This window comes from Thermoactinomyces daqus, from assembly GCF_000763315.1.
Lineage (GTDB): Bacteria > Bacillota > Bacilli > Thermoactinomycetales > Thermoactinomycetaceae > Thermoactinomyces_A > Thermoactinomyces_A daqus.
In genome coordinates this window covers 90,650-107,982 of sequence record NZ_JPST01000008.1, presented here as the reverse complement: position 1 = coordinate 107,982, position 17,333 = coordinate 90,650, and the positions used below count along the sequence as shown (strand labels likewise).

Annotated in this window: 12 protein-coding genes, 1 tRNA gene and 1 other RNA gene; 6 read left to right on the top strand and 8 right to left on the bottom strand. The window is 47.2% G+C overall.

Translation table 11 applies throughout. The features are described 5' to 3' along the window. Positions 1–315 precede the first annotated feature (315 nt). Entirely contained in the window at positions 316–852 is a 537-nt protein-coding gene (gene loaP / locus JG50_RS0104275; RefSeq protein WP_033099867.1) for an antiterminator LoaP, read from the top strand. 259 nt (positions 853–1,111) lie between these two features. Here the strand turns inward: loaP and JG50_RS0104270 are convergent, their stop codons facing one another. Next, on the bottom strand, positions 1,112–1,435 hold the full coding sequence (locus JG50_RS0104270) for a YnfA family protein (RefSeq protein ID WP_033099866.1): 324 nt from the start codon (positions 1,433–1,435) through the stop codon (positions 1,112–1,114). Positions 1,436–1,571: 136 nt separating this feature from the next. Here JG50_RS0104270 and dinB point away from each other — a divergent pair, with 136 nt between their 5' ends. Continuing rightward, a complete protein-coding gene (gene dinB, locus JG50_RS0104265; protein WP_033099865.1) occupies positions 1,572–2,615 on the top strand; it encodes a DNA polymerase IV in 1,044 nt (347 codons plus the stop codon). 59 nt (positions 2,616–2,674) lie between these two features. Here the strand turns inward: dinB and JG50_RS0104260 are convergent, their stop codons facing one another. Both JG50_RS0104260 and JG50_RS0104255 read right to left on the bottom strand, forming a co-directional pair. Then, positions 2,675–3,046 (bottom strand): hypothetical protein, encoded by a 372-nt coding sequence (locus JG50_RS0104260; RefSeq protein WP_033099864.1) that lies wholly within the window; start codon positions 3,044–3,046, stop codon positions 2,675–2,677. A gap of 16 nt (positions 3,047–3,062) precedes the next feature. After that, complete coding sequence (locus tag JG50_RS0104255) at positions 3,063–6,200, bottom strand: DEAD/DEAH box helicase (protein ID WP_033099863.1); 3,138 nt, start codon at positions 6,198–6,200, stop codon at positions 3,063–3,065. Between the two features lie 332 nt (positions 6,201–6,532). Between JG50_RS0104255 and JG50_RS18645 the strand changes: the two genes are divergently transcribed. The 4 genes from JG50_RS18645 to JG50_RS0104235 all read left to right on the top strand — a co-directional run bounded on the left by JG50_RS18645 (position 6,533) and on the right by JG50_RS0104235 (position 10,379). Next, positions 6,533–7,138, top strand: coding sequence for an excalibur calcium-binding domain-containing protein (locus tag JG50_RS18645; RefSeq protein ID WP_052153987.1), 606 nt, complete (start codon positions 6,533–6,535; stop codon positions 7,136–7,138). A gap of 278 nt (positions 7,139–7,416) precedes the next feature. Continuing rightward, a complete protein-coding gene (locus tag JG50_RS0104245) occupies positions 7,417–7,935 on the top strand; it encodes a suppressor of fused domain protein (RefSeq protein WP_160173803.1) in 519 nt (172 codons plus the stop codon). Between the two features lie 139 nt (positions 7,936–8,074). After that, positions 8,075–8,962, top strand: coding sequence for a formyltetrahydrofolate deformylase (gene purU / locus JG50_RS0104240; RefSeq protein ID WP_033099862.1), 888 nt, complete (start codon positions 8,075–8,077; stop codon positions 8,960–8,962). Positions 8,963–9,134: 172 nt separating this feature from the next. After that, positions 9,135–10,379, top strand: coding sequence for an MFS transporter (locus tag JG50_RS0104235; protein WP_033099861.1), 1,245 nt, complete (start codon positions 9,135–9,137; stop codon positions 10,377–10,379). A gap of 468 nt (positions 10,380–10,847) precedes the next feature. On the opposite strand, the gene JG50_RS0104230 is transcribed toward JG50_RS0104235, so the two are convergent. The 5 genes from JG50_RS0104230 to rnr all read right to left on the bottom strand — a co-directional run bounded on the left by JG50_RS0104230 (position 10,848) and on the right by rnr (position 17,305). Next, the gene (locus JG50_RS0104230; RefSeq protein WP_033099860.1) at positions 10,848–13,130 is read right to left on the bottom strand and encodes a nitric-oxide reductase large subunit; all 2,283 of its coding nucleotides are present in this window, start codon (positions 13,128–13,130) and stop codon (positions 10,848–10,850) included. A gap of 675 nt (positions 13,131–13,805) precedes the next feature. After that, positions 13,806–13,881: transfer RNA gene (locus JG50_RS0104225), tRNA-Thr, on the bottom strand. Positions 13,882–13,898: 17 nt separating this feature from the next. Then, positions 13,899–14,262: a transfer-messenger RNA gene (gene ssrA / locus JG50_RS19225) on the bottom strand. Between the two features lie 91 nt (positions 14,263–14,353). Next, complete coding sequence (gene smpB, locus JG50_RS0104220; RefSeq protein WP_033099859.1) at positions 14,354–14,821, bottom strand: SsrA-binding protein SmpB; 468 nt, start codon at positions 14,819–14,821, stop codon at positions 14,354–14,356. Between the two features lie 144 nt (positions 14,822–14,965). After that, the gene (gene rnr, locus JG50_RS0104215) at positions 14,966–17,305 is read right to left on the bottom strand and encodes a ribonuclease R (protein ID WP_232331120.1); all 2,340 of its coding nucleotides are present in this window, start codon (positions 17,303–17,305) and stop codon (positions 14,966–14,968) included. Positions 17,306–17,333 lie beyond the last annotated feature (28 nt).

Below are 17,333 nucleotides of genomic sequence, written 5' to 3'. Positions count from 1 at the left end.
TCTTAATTTATTGAGGGAGGTAAATCCATTTCCTGAAGTAACTTTTAACACTTAAATACTTTCAAATTATTTTCAGATATGATAATATCATACTATTCATAAATCTATTATTTGTCAATCTCTTATGATTATTATGTATAAAGGGCCGGATGGCAAGGGCCCGCTTTATTTCCTAGTCTTGTTCCGTTCCAACGTCGTTTGACTGATTGCCACTTTCCTTGTTCCCAGCTTTATCTTTCCCCGTCTGTGATTTGGTTGAAACTGAAAGTTGCAAATTCCAGTGCAAAAACAATTTCACTCCGGGAGGATTACTGAATGAACTGGTATGCACTTTTTGTAGAAACCGGTCAAGAGGAAACTGTGAAAAAGCTGCTTCACCTGCATTTTGATGAATCTACGCTTTCTGCGTTTGTCCCCAAGAGAAGGGTCCCCGAAAAAAAGCTGGGCAAAATTTATCACGTTCTCAAAAAAATGTTTCCTGGTTATGTGCTCATTAAAACCAAAATGAACGCAGATCTTTTTTACAAAATCAAAAAAATCCCCAAATGTTATCGCATCCTGGGTAACAGAACGCATCATTCAAAAGATAACGAGGCCTATTATTCAACGATTGATGAAGAGGAAATTTCCCCGATCCTGAAGCTGATCGGTAATGATGAAGTCGTCGATTATTCGAAAATTTATGTGGAAAACTCGAGAGTCTTCGTTCAATCAGGGCCGCTGAAGGGGATGGAAGGGATAATCAAAAAAGTGGATAAACGCAAAAAAAGAGCGAAAATCCTCCTGAACTTTATGGGTACCGAAAAAATGATCGATGTGGGGATCGAAATCATAGCCAAATCGAATTCCTGACGGAAGCCTTGTGATGCCGTTTCCGGTCATTGCCGGACTTAGTTCATTTCAGCCCGAACTTGAACCGGTTTACGCCATCATTGAATTTTTGCCGTACTCACAGTACAAACTCGAATATTGAAGCAACCCAAATTTTTTTCGGCAATTGGATTCCATTGTTTTGATTCTTTGTTATTTCTCCCCAGCAGTCGGCATGGCCCGAATTCAGTCATGGAGAGGGGGTGATTACTTGTCTTTTCAGCCGATTACTTCGCCGGATTCAATTTCGCGGCCCCCACAACATGATGGCCGCACCGAATAAACAAATAACGGCACCAATCCAATCGTAAAGATCGGGTGTTTTCTTGTCGATCACCCAGCCCCATAAAACAGAAAGAACAATAAAAACCCCGCCGTAAGCGGCATACACTCTCCCAAAGGAAGGAAACGACTGCAAAGTGGCCACGACTCCGTACAACGCCAAAACAATCCCGCCAAAAATACCCCAATAAAGAGGTTTGCCCTCTCTCAACCACAGCCAGACCAGATACCCTCCACCGATTTCAAACAAACCAGCCAACAGAAAAAGCAAGATCGCTTGCAACGTGTCTACCCCTTCTGAATCAAAATCGATTTTTGCCAATCAATACACATTGTAACAGAGATTTTAGTTGAATTCCCCACTGATTCTGCCGATAATAGAGATAAGAATGTATGTTTGCATGAAAGGTGAGCCAACGATGAAAAAGATTTTACATCTGGATCTCGATGCGTTTTTCGCCAGCGTGGAACAACTGGATGACCCGGCGTTGCGGGGAAAACCGGTCATTGTCGGCGGCAGGGGAAAACGCGGCGTCGTGGCCACCTGCAGTTATGAAGCACGGGCATATGGAATCCGGTCAGCCATGCCAACCGCCATGGCCCGCAAGCGGTGCCCGGACGGCATTTTTTTGCCGGCGAGATTTGAGCGATACAGAGAAAAATCGGCGGAAGTCCGTCGCATCTATACCGCTTACAGCGACTGTTTTGAAACAGTGGGATTGGATGAAGCTTACCTCGATCTCTCCCATTATGAAAACGCGGTTCCCGTCGCCCGTGAAATCAAGCGGCGGATTCAGGCGGAGACGGGACTCACTTGCAGCATCGGCCTTTCCTACAACAAGTCGATGGCCAAGATTGCCAGTGATTTAAAAAAGCCGGATGCATTTGTGATCATACGGCCGGAGCAGGCATTGGCCATATTAAAGGATCTGCCGGTCGGCGCCCTTAACGGCATCGGAAAAAAATCGCAGGAACGGCTGATGAACATCGGGGTGACGACCATCTCCGATTTTTGGCGTTTGTCCCTGGATGAGGTGGTCCGGATGTTCGGCAGGTTTGGCTATGCTTTGTACGACCGGGCCAGAGGAAAGGATGATCGCGAGATCTCCCCCAACCGCCCACGCAAGTCTCACAGCCGGGAGATCACACTGCCTGAAGATCTGTTCGACAAGGAGGCCATCGCCCGGATCGCCCGGGAACTGTTGACGAAAGTGCAGCTCGATCTCAACGGTTCCGGCATCGCCCCGCAAACGCTCACCCTGAAAATCAAGTATGCTGACTTCACCCTGCGTTCCAAACAGCAAACAACGGCCCAGCCTGCCCCCGACTGGTCGGAAATCCTGGAAGAACTGCTCGCGGCATTTGACTACACCCCCGGCGTCCGCTTGGTCGGAGTCGGTTTTTCCAACTTTGTACGGGCATCGGCTGAAACGTACGAACAACTCTCATTGCCTTTAGGTTAAAAATATAAGGCGGATGCAAAAAGACCGATCGTTTTTGCATCCGATCGGTCTGAAACGTCCTATTTCAATAACGTATCCACCGTTTGCATCACGGCGCTGATCATTCCTCCCAAGGTCCCGCCGGCCGCGATTATCCCGCTCATCTCATTCAGCTTCTGATTGAGATGCTCAAGTATGCCTTTCGTGCATTTTCCTGCTTCCACCATTTTTTGCGGACCATATAACGTTGCCAGATACTCAACCTTCTTATCTTCATTTAACTCATCGGTCTTTTCCAGCGTTTCAATCAGTTGCCGCAGTTTCCGCTCTAACACGTCCCATTCATTTCGCTGGTGTTGCAGGTAATTGTTTTGGACAATCGAGTTTTTCCCGCCTTTGTTGATAATCAGTTGTCCATGATTTTGATCAATGTGAATTCCGTCTTTCCCCATCAAAAGTTTCCTCCCGTCAAGAACCGGATTGATTTTGGACCACTTCCACTTTGCTTTGATCCTTGTTGATAATCACTTGTCCCCGGTTTTCATGGATATGAATGATCTGCTGGATAATCTTGTGTTCCCCTTTATTCCATTTCTCAGAACGATGGCTGTTCCGGTTTGCCATCTGACGCAGCAATTGCTCAACCGGTTTTTCGTCTTTTTGTTCATAGACCTTATTTTCTTCCGGAATAAACGACCGCAATTTCCCCGAAGGAAGGTGATTCACCCGGCCAAACTTCTTCCAGTTGGCAAAAACGATAAAGCTGTCTTTCGCCCTGGAGACAGCTACGTTTAGCATATTGGGTTTCCGGTCATAAAAAGCATTTCCCTTGGCCGAAGTATCCACCGCCGAAAAAAGGATGATATCCCTTTCTGCTCCCTGCAGGGCATGCAATGTTCCGACCGTAATCCCCTCAATTCCGCATTCACTCAAAAACGCTTTAATCAACGTCGACTGGTATCGGAACGGGGTCACAATCCCCACAATTTCCCCCAGCTCTCTTTTCGAACCAGCCTTCCGATTGGACCGATCAAGGATCTTTTCTTTGTTCCGTTTCAGCCAGGAAGCAATCGCTTCCGCTTCCATGACGTTAAATTTGCTCGTGCCGTCCGCTTCGGCCTGCCCCTCGATATCGGCATAGCCCATATGCGGCAGGAAATCGTACTTATGTTCATTTGGACGGGCCGCAATCAGGTTGTTATCATAAGCGAGAGAATTGCAAAACCCGATGATCTCCGGCACACAGCGGCGATGTTCGGCCAAAAACATCCCGCCCGCCAGTTCGTTCTTCTGATATTTGCTGCGGCGTTGGGCGATTTTCATCACATTTCCCTTTGCAGCAGTGATTCCCTTCGCTTCCATTTCCTCCAGTTGCGAGAGATCCTTCATCACCTTGAACCCGAGCAAATTCCCGACATCAACGGCGGATGGCAATGAAACCACAGGCTCAATTTGGAGAGTGTCCCCAACCACCAGCGCTTTTCTGGCTAACGCAAACGAAGGGGCCGCAATTTGCGGAGCCACTTGTCCCGCTTCATCGATGATCAAAAGATCGATCACTTCAAACAAGTATTCGGTTTTCCCCTTATTCTTCTCATACGCAAGCGGATCTTTTTGCCACACGCTCATGATTTGCGGCAACATATGCAAGGTTGAGACAAAACAGGGCGCCAGTTTGGCATAGCGATGGTACAATTCGATTCGGCGTTCTTTAGGCGTTGGGCGTTTTTCCCTTATCTGCTCCAGCCGGGGCAGTCCTTCCACCTCTTCCAGCCATCTTGCTTCCCAATAATGAGTCGCCAACAGAAAAGCTTCATAACGCAACGTCCGATCCAACTCACGCAATACCGAGCCCAGATCCGGCAAATCGTCTGTTCCAGTTCTGCCAAACGCCACCAACCACCGATTGAACTCTTTTTTCCCCTCGTTTAACGTATGAAGAAGGGCCTTTGCCTTTTGCAAACAGGCACTCGTCTCTTCCCAGTCTTTTCGCACTTCGTCGTGATAATGAACAATCGACTGCTCGATCGACGAAGTAGAGAAAGAAGAAAACACAAATGGTGCCTTTTCCCTCCATTGCGCAATAAATTCCCGATTACGCCCTTCCCGCTTTTCTTCCACTGAAGTGAAAAGCGAGAGAATCTTCCAGATCAACGGCTCTTTACGCCGGAATGCCCTCCAGGACTGTTTTAGCGCTTCAGTTTGATCCAGCAAACGGTCTTTCTCTTCCAGCTGCTCTTTCCATTCCTGTTCCCGTTTCTGAAGTGTCTCCAAGGAGCCTTCAAATTCCGCGTGCAACTGTTTCCGTCCGTCTTCCAGCTTCCGGGCCAGCTCCATGCCGTCCAGAATCGCCTGATGGGTTTTCTTCAGCTCCTCATGCAAATGCGCCCTTATTTCTTTGATAGAGTGAGCAGAACGCTTGGCAAATTGCTGATAGCGCTCGATAAACTTATTTTTCAATTCATGAAATTTCCGCCGCTCCTCCAGGCCCTCCATGAAATTCTCGCCATTGAACCTTACGATTTGATAGTCATGGCCTTTTTCCTGCAACTTTTTGGCTTTATCCGAGCTGGGAAAATAAATACCATAACTTTTTACGTCTGGAAGCCACCTTCCGCGTAACTTCTTGATCTTCTCCATCCATTCGGAAGAGTGACTTTCCGACAACATCCCCTCTTTGGCAAACGACTCGAGAATATTGGTAACCGCCTGATTGTTGGTCGAAGCGGCCACGATAATCGGAGGCTCTTTCTCCTGAAGCGCGGCTTCCACCCACAAAGAGGCCACCACGTTCTGGATCAGCGTCGTCTTTCCCGTTCCCGGCGGACCATTGACAGCCAAAATCTCTCCGTTTTCAATGGAGAACAAATGGTGTAACGACTCCCGTTGCCCATCCGACAGGGGAAAAACTCCGTTCATCTGTCCCAAATGTTTGTCCGCCCCCGCTTCTGCAGATAACAACGGCACTTTTTCCCGATCTTCCAATGAGAGATATTCCTTCAGCAATACAGGAAGGCGATCTTGCGACAGCAGCTCTTGATACGCACTCTCAATTGCACTGCCCTGCGGTTTTTCCGGGAGCGGGATTACCCGGCCCGTTTCACTGCGCGCATACCCTTTAATCGCGAATGTTCGCATTGTGCTTCCCGTTACTGCTCGAAACATCTCTTCGGCATAGTGCCAGGCTTCTTCCCAATGATCCTGGGCCATATAAGGATGTTTCATCACATAACGATCCATCTTTTCCACCGATCCCACCGCAACCTTGTCTTCCGAAGACGGGGAGAGATATTCGCGGGAAATATAGGGCGGGCGATGGGGAATGGGGAAGAAACGTCCATCCTTGATGCAGGCTGGTATATAAAGGGGCGCAACAGTCTGAAACTTATCCTTCTCATGCATCAGCACAACCGGACAAACATGGTATTCAATCTCTCCTTCCTCCAATTTCCCGGATTTGAGCAAACGCCGGAGGAATTCTTCCGATACAATCCCCCTTTCCATCTCCTGATAGCTCAGATTCACCCCTTCCCCCAATTTGCTGGATAAACCGTCGTCGCGAAAACAGCGAAAATAATAACGCAAGACATCTTGTTCTTTCCCCATGGTCTACCCCCTTTAATAAAATATTTTTGTATAATCGACTGTAACTGGTAATTTAATAGATCTTTCCTCATTATAAAATTTATTTAGTGAAATCGAAATATTTTATTTCCCTTCCCGAAAATTTTTCACAAACTCCCTTTCCTCAGGGGTTAACGTTTTTATTCGTAATTTTTCCAATAAGATTGTTTTATGTAAAAAATAATGCTATTCTATTTTTGACTATTATTATTAAAATAAGGTATGTATCCTAATAATCGTCTCCCTCTACATTGGTGACAACGGATTTCCTCAGTATCAATTTCATTGCAGATGAAGGAGGACACCTCTGCCTTATGTTCCTGGTCATCTTTCTACTCTGTCTGCTTTTGCTTTTTGCAATTGTGGGGATCGTATATCCAACACGCCTGCATAAGAAAATCGCGTACAAAAAATTCAGCTTTGGAAAACGGTTGTGGAATGTCGCCCTGGTGTTTCTCTGTTTCATCCTGATCGCCATTCTTTCCCCCACACAGACAAAAGCAGATCAAGACCCTGCCAAAGCTCAGATTGAAGCCGAATTGAAGAGTACGAAACAACAATTGAAAAAAACGAATGAACAACTAAAACAACAGCAACAACAAATTTCTGCATTGCAAAAGAATAAGCAGGATCTAGAAGCGAAACTGAAATCTTGCGAGGAAGAAAAAAAGAAACTGCAAGCGGAAATAACCCAAAAGGAAAACGAAGCAAAAGCATCTGAGGAGAAAAAACAGCAAACTTCCCTGCATAGCTCTTCCGCTTCAGACAATCACCCGACTGCAACGAAGAAAAGTTCTTCCTCAGTCTATTATCCAAACTGTTCCGCTGCGCGTGCAGCAGGGACCGCACCAATATATGAAGGAGAGCCCGGATACGCAAAAAAACTTGACCGGGACGGAGACGGGATTGCCTGCGAATAGATGAAAAGAAAGAGGGACTTCCACTGATATGGCAGGAAGTCTCCTTTTCATGACCGATCTCGCAACAGAAAGCCATCTTAAATACGATCCCGCTCTCGACTCAATGCTTCTTTTAGGGGGGGAAATGCACCATCAATACAAATCTGTTCGATCAAACCATTAAAACCCGATATCACTTTTGGGAAAAGATCGGAACGTTGGATCCGGATGTGTTGACACATATCGTGAACCCGGCTTTTTTGGGAGGTCCCGCATGGCCTGCGTTGAGACAAGCTTTTGTGAAAATCGAAACTCCTGATACCGTGATTTTGGCCAGTGACGGTTTGTCTGATCCGTTTGATGACATGGAAGAGCCAAACCAGGGATTTTCGCTGGAGTGTTACCTTGAATCGGATGATCCCGCCTTGCGAAAGAATATCGCCGATCTTAAAAAAACATGGCAATTTCAGCTTGTATATGAAGTCGCGCAAAACTTCGCCAACCATGGGGGCGTAAAAGCGTTGTTGGAGGAGTATGGCACTCTTTCGATGGAGTTTTCACATATCGATGTGCCGGAGCCTTTCAGAGATGAGGAAGGGCGCGTGGGCATCCTGCTCGGGCTTGAGTCTGAGCAAATCCCGACCAGTATAACGGGACCGGCCGGTGACATTCGCTTGGTAAGCATCAAAATACTCACGTCACAAGAACTGCAATACATTTTGGAAAAGGGTGCCGTCGGGAGAAAAAGATTGGCTCAGTTATTCCGGGAACAAGGCTCCCATCATCTGTCCTCTCTTGATCGGAATTCCGTCGTCTGAGAAGCGACCGGCTTCCTTCAGGGAAATGAAAGATCTTCTCGACACAAAAGGAAATATATAGTACAATACCGCCTAAAACATTACTGAGCCATTATTCATCCCTCCGGTACATAAATGAATCTTGAAGGAGTCACGTTACATGCACGCAGTCACAGAAACACATCCATCCAGAGAAAAACTGGGAAGGCTTTTAATCTCCTGTTCCGACCGCCCCGGCATCATTGCTGCCGTATCACGTTTTTTACATGAACAAGGGGCCAATATTGTCGATTCGCATCAATACACCACTGATCCCGAAGGCGGGTTCTTTTTCATGCGTGTCGAGTTCCAGTTGCCGAATTTGACACGGCAAATCGAAACCTTGCGCGAACGATTTTCGCCAATTGCCAATTCGTTTGACATGAACTGGCGAATCACCCCTGCCGCCAAAAAACAAAAAATGGCCGTGTTCGTTTCCAAAGAAGATCACTGTTTGCGCGAAATCCTCTGGCGCTGGAGCATCGGCGAATTATACGCGGACATTGCCATGGTGATCAGCAATCACCCGAACATGGAAGCGATTGTCGCACCGTTCGGAATCCCGTATTACCATGTCCCGTTCAGCAAAGAAAACCGTGACCATGCCACCCGCATTCATCTGGAACTGTTGGAAAAAGGGCGAATCGACACCATTGTTCTCGCCCGTTATATGCAGATCATTCCCCCGGACATCATCGACCGCTACCAAAATCAAATCATTAACATCCATCACTCTTTCCTCCCCGCTTTTGCAGGAGGGAAGCCGTATCACCAGGCTTATGACCGGGGAGTTAAAATCATCGGAGCCACCGCTCATTATGTCACGGAGGAACTGGATCAAGGCCCCATCATCGAACAGGATGTACAGCGGGTTGACCATCGACATCAAGTTGAAGATTTAAAACGAATCGGCAGAGACGTGGAACGAATGGTACTGGCCCGGGCAGTGCAATGGCATTTAAATGATCAAGTCCTGGTGCACGGAAACAAAACCATCGTGTTTCGTTAGCACCGGATTGAGTGGGCTTCGGCTCACTTTTTTTGTGACAACGGAAAAAGGTTGCCTCCTTAAGGATAGTCTGCATTTTATCGGCAAGTTCAGGAAGAAAGCTCCGTTGAATTTGGCTGAATTTTTTCAGCGGTTATTACCGAATCACTACAGATGAAGGGAGGGGTATAAAATGAATATTGATTGGAGTATATTCAGAAACATTAATTTTCTGTTTTATTTAAGTTCCATTTGGGTGTCCTCACTCGGTGGGGCCATTTTTACTATCGTGTTGACTTGGATGCTCGTTGAATCCACTGGATCTTCCGCGGTGGTGGGTACCTATCTCTTTTTGTTGGGTATGTCCAAATTGATATTCATCCTGTTCAGTGGTGTGATTGTCGACCGATTCAAGGCCAAGAACTTGTTGATCGCGTCGGATTGGATCAGAGGGGGAATCATGTTTCTCTTCGTTCTGATTAGACTTCAAGGTTCTCCCCCCCTTTGGGTATTTTACATAATGGGTATTGTCTTCGGCATGGTGGATGCCCTTTCAGAACCGGCCGCCATTACTTGCCGGATTCAGATCGTAGAAAAAAAATACTACAGTCAATCTCTTAGCGTTCTGACCATTGCAACACAAATATCCGCTGTGATAGGTCCCGCCATTGGCGCATGGTTTGTCAAATTCACAGGAGGTGTTTCGGCTATTGCATTAAACGGAGTTGCTTTTATTATACCCGGGCTTCTGTTGATGGGGACAAGGTTTCGGGAGGTACAGGAGAAAGACAAAGAACCGAAAGAAAAACTATGGTCTAGTTTTGTAGAAGGAATTCGATACTTTATAACGACTCCCATTATTTTTACCATGGCGGTTTTTGCGCTTTTTGCCAATGCCGCCGTGAGTACAATCAATGTTAGCATTCCTTTTCTCGCGAAGAATTTGGGTTTTGGTGTGTTAGGGTTCGGATGGATGACTACGGCGATCGGTATTGGTGGCTTTATTGGCGCGTTGCTCTTTTCCGTCATCATGATTACCAATCCCCGACCGGTTATGACGTTGTACACCTGTTTTTTTCAAGGAGTAATTTTACTTTTGGTAAGTTTTGTGGATCATTTTTGGCTTGTGATCTTTCTCTTTATGCTGATCGGTTTCCAGGAAACAGCGGTTAACGTGATTGCGCCGAGCGTCAACCATTCAATTATTCCCAGAAAAATGTTTGGACGCGTTTTAAGCGTGATGATATTGGTAATGACCGGTTCTCAGCCTATTTCTCAAGCTTTGGCAGGTTGGGCAATGAAATGGACCGGACCGCAATCAATCTTTTTGTATGCAGGTTTGCTGGAAATGATCTCGGCAGTTATTGTGTTTCTGTTTCCCTTTGTCCGTCGTTTTCAGGTTAACAAGAAGGAAAGTACAGAGATGGAAACCGTGTGATGAATGGGGTAAATAAAAATGGACTGGAGCAAATCTTCTTTCATTTTTCTACTCACCGGCTGCGTAATATGGGTTGGGAATCTATATAATGTGTGGCAGATGACGTTGTTGAGAGGGGCGATATTCGCTGTTTTTTATCCCATCCGTAAAACGCTTTTTCATGCTTTCATCACAGGTTTCATTATTTGGGAAGTACAACTATTTGTAACGTATAAATGGCATTTGTTATTTAGTTTTTCCAAGGTATTGAGCCAACTATTTCACTTAGGGAATTATGGATCGTTGTTGATTTTGGCTACGACCGCTGTAAGTGCATGTAAACTTTTGCATGTACAGTCGTTCCCCGGTTTTACAGATAAAGAAATCAACCGCCGGAATGAAAAGGCTCTCTCGCACTTCGGATTGGGGATACCTTCACCGAATATGCTGGAGAGCGAATTATGCACCGGCTGTAACATGTGCAAATGGCTATTTTGCATCAATCTCGTTTTTCTTGCCAAAGTGCAGTTGTTCACCGGTAAGAGACCACCCGGTTTTTAACCCGAGAATAAACCAGCCGAGTACCAGCACACCAATCGTAAATACGGTGTCCCCGATTATCCGAAGCCATACGAACTTGTGAATGATGCCCCGTGACATGAATTCGGCCGAACGGGCATACCACGTGCCGTGTTCCACGCTTGCCAATGTCTGCATCAAGCCGATCGGGATCAGACTCAGCAGAACCATCAATGCCAGCCCGATATTGATCGCCCAGAACGAGAAAGCGAGAGCCTTTGTTTTCCACACGCGTTGTTTGGTCAATCCCCGCAAACAAAACAGCATAAGCCCTATTCCCAACATGCCGTACACCCCGAACAGTGCCGTATGTCCGTGCACGGGTGTGGTGTTGAGTCCTTGCATAAAGTAAAGCGCAATCGGAGGATTGATAAAAAATCCGAATAATCCGGCGCCCACAAGGTTCCAAAAAGCAACGGCCACAAAGTAGTAAATCGGCCACTTGTATGCCGCTACCCAGGGACGGGCACGGGAAAGGGTCAAATTCTCATATGCCTCAAAACCAATCAATACCAACGGAACTACCTCAAGTGCACTGAAAGTGGCCCCGAAAGCCAAAACTCCGATAGGCGTTCCGCTGAAATATAAATGGTGGAACGTGCCGATGATTCCACCGAATAAAAAGATAATCGTCGAAAAAAGAACGGAAGCGGTGGCCGTTGAGACTCGCAACAATCCCATACGTGTGAACAGAAAGGCGATCACCACAGTTGCAAATACTTCAAAAAACCCTTCTACCCACAGATGCACCACCCACCAACGCCAGTACTCGGCAATTGCCAAATGAGTATGCTGTCCCCACATCAGTGCCGGAACATAAAACACAGGAATCGCGGTGGAGGCAATCAAAAACAGAATGAGCAGATGCCTGTCGTCTTTTTTCTTTCTCAGCGCAGGCCAAATCCCGCGTGCCATCAGGAACAACCAGAGGAAAAGTCCGACGGCCAGGAACAATTGCCAGAATCGTCCGAGGTCCGTATATTCATACCCCTGATGTCCAAACCAGAAGTTTGTATTCAATCCAAGACGTTGCCGTATTGCAAACCACTGTCCGACCATTGAACCGACAACAATAATCAACAAACTTACAAAAAGAAAGTTTACAAAAAAACGTTGGTATTTTGGTTCACGACCGGAGACTGCCGGAGCCACAAACAATCCGGTTGCAATCCAAGCAGTTGCAATCCAAAAAATCGCCAATTGGGTGTGCCACGTACGCGTTAAGGAGTAAGGGATCCATTTTGCAATCGGAATTCCGTAGAAACCCGCTCCTTCCACCTGATAATGGGCAGTGATCGCTCCAAGGCCAACCTGAACGACCATCAAAACAGCGACCAACCAAAAATACTTGACTATTGATTTCATCGAAGGAGTCGGCGACAAGGCGAGCAATGGGTCCTTTTCAGGAAAGGTCTCTTCCAATTCGACGTGTTTTTGTTTGGCATAATACCAAGCCAGTGCGCCTATGCCGGCCAGCAGCAGAACAAAGCTGACCACAGACCAGATCACCATCGATCCGGTTGCCACATTCCCGATTAAAGGTTCATGGGGCCAGTTATTCGTGTAAGTAATGTTGCTGCCCGGACGATTGGTTGCACAAGCCCAAGCCGCCCAGAAGAAAAAGGCGTTAAGGGCTTTCATCCGCTGTGGATCTTTGATTGTTCCGCGGGGTATGGCGTAGTCGTCACGCAAATGATCCAGTTTTGGATCGTTGCCAAATAAGGCAGTGTAATGTTTGCTCGTGGCTGCAATTGCCTGCGCCCGTATGGGGGAGATCACCAAGTCTCCAGTGTTCGGATGATAAGTGTTGGTTCTCATTTCTTTTTTCAATCTGGTCCTGAGCATCGCTCTTTTTTCATCATCCAGCGCGTTGTAGGCTTTTCCATATTGATTCAACGCATATCTGTTGAGAATCCACATGGATTCCCGATGCAACCAGTCAGCAGTCCAGTCCGGCGCCACATATGCTCCATGCCCCCAGACTGTTCCAACTTCCTGTCCGCCCATAGACTGCCAAACGTTTTGACCGTCCTTAATCTCTTTTTCAGTAAACAGCACGTTACCAGCACTGGTCATCACTCGTTTGGGAATAGGAGGCATTGTATGATAAATCTCTCCACCGTAATACCCGAGAATGGCGAATGAAATGATGAATACAAGTGCCAAACTTACCCAAAGCCTGGTAAGATTCATTAATTACACCTCCATCAACCTGCAGTTGACAACTTGGATATTCGTGAATATTTTTCGCAGCGATATCGCTCACTATTCAAAATTTGCCTCATTCCATCAGGCAAATGCATTTGCTCCCGCTTATCGCACAATCACAGTTTGTCATAAAAGAAGGGATAAGAAGGAGAACATTTCACATGATGATTAAACGGAAACGGGCATACGCTTATCCAAAGCCGATGATTTTCGTGATGAACTGCGAAGACCAGTCGTGGATGACAGAATTTTCTGTTATATTATGATGGAACAAGGATAAGTCTGGATAATTCATCTACGCCCGCAGAAAATAAAAACTCCAAACGAAGCATAATCTATCAATGCATCTTTTGTTCCTAAATAGAAAAAGCCATCCTTGTGGACGGCTCATGAAGCAGGCTTTCAGGGGATCAATTATGGATCGTCACATATTCATGTGAGTTTAATTATTTTATATTCCATATATTACTCATAGGTAATTGTGTCATACTCATTTATACTTTCCATATCGTCCAGTTCATCCTTACTTAATGCGAGCTCTGGGTTAATAACAAGATCGCTATTAATATCTCCCTGATTATTACTAAAATCACCAATCAGAACATTATTTCCAATACTTCCATAATACAAAAAACCCTTGGTTTCCCAAGGGCTTCTCTTTGGTGCTGGAGACAGGACTCGAACCTGCGACCCCTTCATTACGAGTGAAGTGCTCTACCAACTGAGCTACACCAGCATGTTGCTTATGGATTTTGGTGGAGGCGAGCGGAGTCGAACCGCTGTCCGAAGACATCGCCACGCCAGCTTCTCCGAGCGCAGTCACTGTATTGAAGATTCGCCTTTAAAACTGCCCAGTGACAGGCGCTTTTAAAGACTAGCCGCTTGAAATTCGCCTTCCGATCAGCGGCCGATCGGTCAGCTAGCCTGCTGGATTATGAGACCCGGCAGCTCCACACAGGCGATGGAGAAGCGAGTCCTGGCTGGTTAATTAAGCAGCCAGAGCGTAGTTTTCTTGTTTGCCAGTTACATTTGGCTTCCGCGTGTTTAACGAGAAACGCAGCCCCTCGGCTCGCTACTGACGCTCGAACTATCCCCGTCGAATCCCAAGAACGCCCCCGAGATTCAACTTTTCGAGCAAAGTGAACGATGATCACAGTTTTAGATTATAGCATCATGTAGAAAAACATGCAAGGGTATTTTTTATTTTTTTAACGGAAATTTTGCTCCTTCAGCTTGCGGCGGATCATGCGCTCCGCATCGCGTTTGGCCTCAGTTGCCCGCTTGTCATAGAGCTTCTTGCCTCGTCCGAGACCGAGCTGGACTTTGGCAAAACCGTTGCGCAAGTGAATGTCGAGCGGGATGAGGGTCAGTCCCTTAATTTTGGTTTGGCCTAGAAGCTTGTCAATCTCCTTTCGGTGCATAAGCAACTTGCGGGTGCGGGTGGGATCGACATTAAAGCGGTTGCCCTGCTCAAACGGGCTGATATGCATACCGATGATGAAGAGCTCTCCTTGATCAATCCGCGCGTAACTGTCTTTCAAGTTGACGCGTCCCTGGCGAATCGACTTGATTTCAGTTCCGGTGAGAACGATTCCCGCTTCAAAGGTCTCTTCGATGTGGTAATCATGGTATGCTTTTTTGTTCTTGGCAATCACCTTGGTCCCTTTGTTTCCCATCGTTTCCACCTCAAACCCTGAAATCGCAGTAGATTCTATTATACCAAGGAAAGTCGAAGCGAATCAATGGGATTTTTCAGTACCATCCGGTCTGAAGGGAGGTTCCCGTATCAAAAAGACAAGGGAACCCCCTTAAGGCCGGGACTACTTCTTCTTTTTTTTCTTCTTTTTCTTTTTTCCTTTTTTTCCCGGCTTCTGCTGTTTGATGAAGTCGGATGGGTCGACGGCATAAGTTTTTCCCTTTTTTCCTTTTTTCACTTTCGTTTCGCTTTCGGCTGCCCTTTTTCGTCCCTTGCTTTTCGCTTTCTTTTTCTTCCCTTTTTTGAGCGGAGCCCGTTCGTCGGAGTAATGCTCCAAAAGTTCAAAATCGATTTTGCGCTCATCGACATTGACGCCGCTCACTTTGATCCTGACGCGATCCCCGATGCGCAGAAGGCGTCCGCTACGCTCGCCGATCAGGGAATAGGTGGATTCATCGTAATGATAGTAATCGTCGGTCAGGAAGCTGATATGAACCAGCCCTTCAATCGTATTGGGCAATTCGACAAAGATGCCGAACGAGGTGACACTGCTGATGATGCCGTCATATTCTTTCCCGATCTTGTCCATCATGTATTCGGCCATTTTCAGGTCCTGCGTTTCCCGTTCCGCATCGACAGCAATCCGTTCACGGATGGACGATTGCTGGGCGGCGTCCGGCAGATACTCATTCAATTGGTCAATCCTCTCCGCCGTCAGGAAACCATTAGCCAACACTTCCCGGATGACGCGGTGAATCAGCAGATCGGGATAGCGGCGGATCGGGGAGGTAAAATGCGAATAAAACGGTGCCGCCAATCCAAAATGGCCGATATTTTCCGCGGAGTATTTGGCTTGTTTCATTGAACGGAGCATCACCGTGCTGATCACATGTTCTTCCGGTTTCCCCTGCACTTTTTCCAGCAACGCTTGCAATGCATGGGGTTTGACCTGATCGGGCTTGCCTTTGACGGAATAACCGAAGCTGGTGATAAACTCATAAAACGCTCTCAGCTTTTCGGCATCCGGATTTTCGTGAATGCGGTAGACAAAGGGAACACCCAGGTTGAAAAAGTGCTCGGCGACCGTTTCATTGGCGGCCAGCATGAACTCTTCGATCAGTTGTTCAGCGATGGTACGCGGGCGCTTCACGACATCCACCGGTTTTCCCTTTTCATCGACAATCACTTTGGCTTCGGCAAAGTTAAAGTCGATCGCCCCCCGCCTCATCCGTTTGCGGCGCAGGGTCATCGCCAAATCGGCCATCAGCCTGAAATCGTCAACGAGCGGTTGGTAGCGGGCGATCAGTTCTGGGTCTTCATCCACCACGATTTTTTTCACGTCGGAATAAGTCATCCGCTCGCGGGTACGGATCACACTTGGATAGATCTCATAATTGACAACATTTCCTTCGCTGTCCAATTCCATATCGCAGGTCATGGTCAGACGGTCTACCTGCGGATTCAGGGAGCAGATTCCGTTGGACAGCCGCTTGGGAAGCATCGGAATCACGCGGTCAACGAGGTACACGCTGCATCCGCGCTCATAAGCTTCCCGGTCGAGAGCCGACCCTTCTTTTACATAGTAGCTTACATCGGCAATATGAACGCCCAGCCTAACATTGCCGTTTTCCAAACGTTCGACGGAAACGGCATCATCGAGGTCCTTGGCATCTTCGCCATCAATGGTCACCATCGGGCGTTCGCGCAAATCTCTTCTGCCCTTGATTTCTTCTTCACTGATCGTCTCCGGGATCGCCTCGGCTTCTTTCAGTACGGCCTCGGGAAACGCCTCCGGCAAACCGTGCTTGCGAATAATCGAGAGGATATCGACGCCGGGGTCGTTTTTATGACCCAAGATCTCGATAATCTCCCCTTCGGCACTGTGACGTCCCGTGATTTGATGGAGTTTGACCACGACTTTTTGCCCGTCACGCGCATTCATCTGAAATTCCGGCGCGATGAAAATATCGGTGGCGATGCGTTTGTTGTCCGGAATGACAAACCCGAAATGGGAGGACAAACGGGTAAAGGTACCGACGATTTTGTCGAGCTTCCGCTTGAGGATGCGCACGATTTCCCCTTCCGGGCGGCGGTCGCCCGATTTGCCTTTATGAATCCGCGCGAGGACGAGGTCTCCGTCCATCGCTCCGTTCATGTCGTTCAAATGGATGTAGATATCGCGCCTGCCAGGCTGATCAGGAATCACGAACCCAAATCCTTTGGTGCTACCCTGCAAGGTTCCCCGCACCAGATTAAAGCGTTCCGGCACCCCGTAGCGACTGGCTCTCGTTTTGACGATGTCGCCGTCCTCTTCCATTTTGTCGAGCAACGCAGTAAAACTTTCCCTATCTTCCTCGCCGATCTGAAAAGAGGCGATCAATTCCTCCAGCGTAAGTGGTTTATATGCTTTTTCCAACATGAATTGCCGAATCTCATGTTCTGTGATCATGTACAAATCTGTCATCAGGAACGGCTCCCGGTAACAGAGTTTT

What these genes read in the sequence shown, in the direction of transcription:
- loaP (WP_033099867.1), top strand. Translation starts at nt 316, where the DNA reads ATGAACTGGTATGCACTTTTTGTAGAAACCGGTCAAGAGGAAACTGTG.
- dinB (WP_033099865.1), top strand. Translation starts at nt 1,572, where the DNA reads ATGAAAAAGATTTTACATCTGGATCTCGATGCGTTTTTCGCCAGCGTG.
- JG50_RS0104260 (WP_033099864.1), bottom strand. Translation starts at nt 3,046, where the DNA reads ATGGGGAAAGACGGAATTCACATTGATCAAAATCATGGACAACTGATT.
- JG50_RS0104255 (WP_033099863.1), bottom strand. Translation starts at nt 6,200, where the DNA reads ATGGGGAAAGAACAAGATGTCTTGCGTTATTATTTTCGCTGTTTTCGC.
- JG50_RS18645 (WP_052153987.1), top strand. Translation starts at nt 6,533, where the DNA reads ATGTTCCTGGTCATCTTTCTACTCTGTCTGCTTTTGCTTTTTGCAATT.
- purU (WP_033099862.1), top strand. Translation starts at nt 8,075, where the DNA reads ATGCACGCAGTCACAGAAACACATCCATCCAGAGAAAAACTGGGAAGG.
- JG50_RS0104235 (WP_033099861.1), top strand. Translation starts at nt 9,135, where the DNA reads ATGAATATTGATTGGAGTATATTCAGAAACATTAATTTTCTGTTTTAT.
- JG50_RS0104230 (WP_033099860.1), bottom strand. Translation starts at nt 13,130, where the DNA reads ATGAATCTTACCAGGCTTTGGGTAAGTTTGGCACTTGTATTCATCATT.
- smpB (WP_033099859.1), bottom strand. Translation starts at nt 14,821, where the DNA reads ATGGGAAACAAAGGGACCAAGGTGATTGCCAAGAACAAAAAAGCATAC.
- rnr (WP_232331120.1), bottom strand. Translation starts at nt 17,305, where the DNA reads ATGACAGATTTGTACATGATCACAGAACATGAGATTCGGCAATTCATG.